We start from the raw sequence: 3,391 nt of genomic DNA, 5'->3' as shown, positions 1-3,391 counted from the left end.
TGCTCAACAAGTTGCTGGTCCACGACGGGCGGGTGGTCCGCATCGTGGAGGTCGAGGCCTACGCCGGTGCGCAGGACCCGGGCAGCCATGCGTACCGGGGCGAGACCCGCCGGAACCGAACGATGTTCGGGCCGCCCGGCCACCTGTACGTCTATTTCACCTACGGGATGCACTGGTGTGCGAACGTGGTCTGCGGGGAGGAGGGCACGGCAACCGCCGTGCTGCTGCGGGGCGCAGCGCCGCTCGAGGGTCTCGAGGCCATGTACGCGGCGCGCCGGCGGGCCCGGCGGGACGAGGACCTGTGCAGTGGTCCCGCGAAGCTCTGCCAGGCCCTCGGTCTGGACGGCAGCTTCGACGGTGCGGACCTGGTGACCGGCGACCGGGGGGTGATGGTGCTCGACGACGGTACCCCGCCCCCGGAGGCGCCGATCGTGACCACCCGCATCGGGCTCAGTGCCGGCACCGAGCATCCGTGGCGGTGGTACGTGCCCGGCGATCCGAACGTGTCGCGCCCCTGATCCTGACCTGCCGGAACGCCCGTCTGCTGCAACTGGCCTGTCAAACGCGTGCTGGGGCACGCGTTCGCCCTGCCGGAACGCGTGTGCCTGCGCTCGTCAGCCGAGGTCGCCCGGGGTGGCGCAGGAGGGCATGTGGTTGATCTGCGCGAAGCGGTCGATGGGCGCGGTGATCTGCCGGCCCTCTTTCTCGGTGACGTAGAACCGGACATCCCCCTCTTCGGCCAAGCGGGCGGCATGGGCCCGACGGTCGCCCAGGTAGGTCTGCCAGTCGTCGAGCCACTCCGCCACCATGTCCCCGTCACGGGTGCCTCGCGAGGGGGCGATCGAGCGCAGGTCGTCGACCATCGCCTGGAGGACCTCCGTGCCGCTGGAGATCGCCGCCGCCCGCGCGGCCGGCTCAGGTGCTTGGAAGGCCGGGGGGAGGTCAGCGAGTCGGGCCTGGGCGGAAGCGCAGATCGGCTCGGCGGCAGCGCCGAACGATGGGTCGTCGAGGCTGCCCGGGGGTTGACTCGGGGAGCGGGTCAGGGCGTAGATCCACAGCAAGGCCGAGCCGAGGATGATCACGATCACGATGACCCGACCGATGAGGGTCCAGCGGGAGGCGCTCGGCGAGCCCGGCGATGCGGTCCTCATGAGGTCCACTGTGGCGTGGGCGCCAGGGTGGGGCCAAACGGCGGTGACGGTTGCGCCCGGCTACAGAGTGGACGGGCGCTCCCGGGAGGGAAAGAGTGGGCGGCCATGGACGATCACAGCTCATGGTCGGGTGGTGCGGTGCTCGGAGACCTGATCGCGCGCGGTCTGGTACACGACACGACCGATCCTGATCTGCTCCGCGCTCGCCTGGAGGATGGGCCCATCACCGTCTACTGCGGTTTCGACCCGACTGCCGAGAGCCTCCACGTGGGCAACCTGGTCCCACTGCTCCTGCTGCGACGGTTCCAGCTCTTCGGCCACCGGCCAATCGCCCTCGCCGGCGGTGCTACCGGCATGATCGGCGACCCCGGTGGTCGTTCCGAGGAACGCAATCTGCTCGACCAGGCCACGCTGGATCGGAACGTGATGGCCATCAAGCACCAGCTCGAGCAGTTCCTGGACTTCACCCCGGGCCCGAATCAGGCCCTGCTCGTCGACAACCGCGAGTGGACAGCGCCGATGGGTGTCCTCGACTTCCTTCGTGACGTCGGCAAGTACGTCACCGTCAACACCATGCTGGCGAAGGAGTCCATCCGAGCTCGGGTCGCCAGCGAGCACGGCATCTCCTTCACAGAGTTCAGCTACATGCTGCTGCAAGCGAACGACTTCCACTGGCTGTACAAGCACCTGAACTGCGAGATGCAGGTCGGAGGATCCGACCAGTGGGGGAACATCACCGCGGGCGTGGACCTCATCCGCCGGAAGGAAGGGGTCAGCGTGCACGCCCTGACGGTGCCGCTGATCACCAAAGCCGATGGGACCAAGTTCGGCAAGACCGCAGCAGGAGCGGTATGGTTGGACCCGGATCGCACCTCGCCGTACGACTTCTTCCAGTACTTCGTGCGGTGCGACGACCGGGATGTCGAGCGCTTCCTCAAGCAGTTGACCCTGCTGTCGCTCGAGGAGATCGCCGGCATCATGGCGAGGCACGAGGAGCGCCCGGAGGAGCGATTCGCCCAGCGCCGCCTGGCTCGAGAGGTGACCGAGCTGGTGCACGGGCCCGTGGCTGCGAGCGAAGCCGAGCACGCCTCGTCAGGTTTCACCCGCGCCGTCGCGGACCTGGCACCCTCCGAACTGGAAGCGCTCGTCGACGCCATGCCGACTGCCCACCTCGCCCGCGGCGACGTGCTCGGCGTGGACGTGGTCGAGTTGGTGGCCAGGATCGGGTTGGTGGGCTCGAAGGGGGAGGGCAGGAGGCTGATCGCCCAAGCGGGGCTCTACATGAACGACGAGGCGCTCCCCGAGTCGAGACCCCTCGGCCCGGCCGACGTACTCCACGATCGGTTCGTGATGCTCCGGCGAGGGAAGAAGCAGCGATACCTGGTGGTTATCGATGATGAGGAGCCTGGGAGCGGGTCGTAGGGTTCACCCACTCACCTACCGGGGTTGGCATCCTCGCGGAACTTTGCTATCGTAACCGGCCCTGCCTACGAGCACCTCGCCGGGCGTTCGGTTTGACCGGCACCGCAGGGCTCGGTAGGTTGACGATCCGCCCCGATGCGGCTCTGCTCGTACGGGGAACTGGCACGGCGGTCTGCGTCCCGCAGCCGCTTGGCCCAGATGCGAAGGTCGAGTTCTGGCCTTGGCCTCTCGACACGGCGCTCCTTGAAAACGGAACAGAGGACGAAAAAGCCAGTGCGGGCGACCAGCGCGCGTACCACTCACCGGGCAAGAGCCTTCGGGCTCTGGTGTGCGGCAGCGGCGTTGGTGGTCATCAATTCACAAGCATCTCTTCGGAGATGTGCCAGTTGGTTCCGGGCGCCATCCCGGAGCCGGCTCTTCATGATCGAAGACCCACCTTCGGGTCGGTCGAGATCTCGACGGAGAGTTTGATCCTGGCTCAGGACGAACGCTGGCGGCGTGCCTAACACATGCAAGTCGAGCGGGGTCCATCCGGTGGCAACACCGGTGAAGACCTAGCGGCGAACGGGTGAGTAACACGTGAGGAACCTGCCCCGAAGTCTGGGATAACCCGAGGAAACTCGGGCTAATACCGGATGCCCTCTCCTGACCGCATGATCGGGAGAGGAAAGATTCATCGCTTCGGGAGGGCCTCGCGGCCTATCAGCTTGTTGGTGGGGTAATGGCCCACCAAGGCGTCGACGGGTAGCTGGTCTGAGAGGACGATCAGCCACACTGGGACTGAGACACGGCCCAGACTCCTACGGGAGGCAGCAGTG

3 protein-coding genes and 1 rRNA gene are annotated in these 3,391 nt (G+C 67.1%); 3 read left to right on the top strand and 1 reads right to left on the bottom strand.

Going from position 1 to position 3,391, the window contains the following annotated elements; all coding sequences use genetic code 11:
• A partial coding sequence (locus tag V7004_RS15420) for a DNA-3-methyladenine glycosylase (RefSeq protein ID WP_334145112.1) occupies positions 1-518 on the top strand: 518 nt, incomplete at its 5' end.
• A gap of 96 nt (positions 519-614) precedes the next feature.
• On the opposite strand, the gene V7004_RS15415 is transcribed toward V7004_RS15420, so the two are convergent.
• Positions 615-1,151 (bottom strand): hypothetical protein, encoded by a 537-nt coding sequence (locus V7004_RS15415; RefSeq protein WP_334145110.1) that lies wholly within the window; start codon positions 1,149-1,151, stop codon positions 615-617.
• 105 nt (positions 1,152-1,256) lie between these two features.
• On the opposite strand from V7004_RS15415, the gene tyrS reads away from it, so the two are divergent.
• Positions 1,257-2,573, top strand: a complete 1,317-nt coding sequence (gene tyrS / locus V7004_RS15410) for a tyrosine--tRNA ligase (protein ID WP_334145109.1) — start codon at positions 1,257-1,259, stop codon at positions 2,571-2,573.
• Between the two features lie 455 nt (positions 2,574-3,028).
• A 16S ribosomal RNA gene (locus V7004_RS15405) occupies positions 3,029-3,391 on the top strand; the annotation flags it as partial.

This window comes from Rhabdothermincola sp. (assembly GCF_036846205.1).
Classification (GTDB): domain Bacteria; phylum Actinomycetota; class Acidimicrobiia; order Acidimicrobiales; family Acidimicrobilacustridaceae; genus Rhabdothermincola.
Note: the sequence above shows the minus strand (reverse complement) of the source record. Positions and strands in the feature narration are given on the sequence as shown.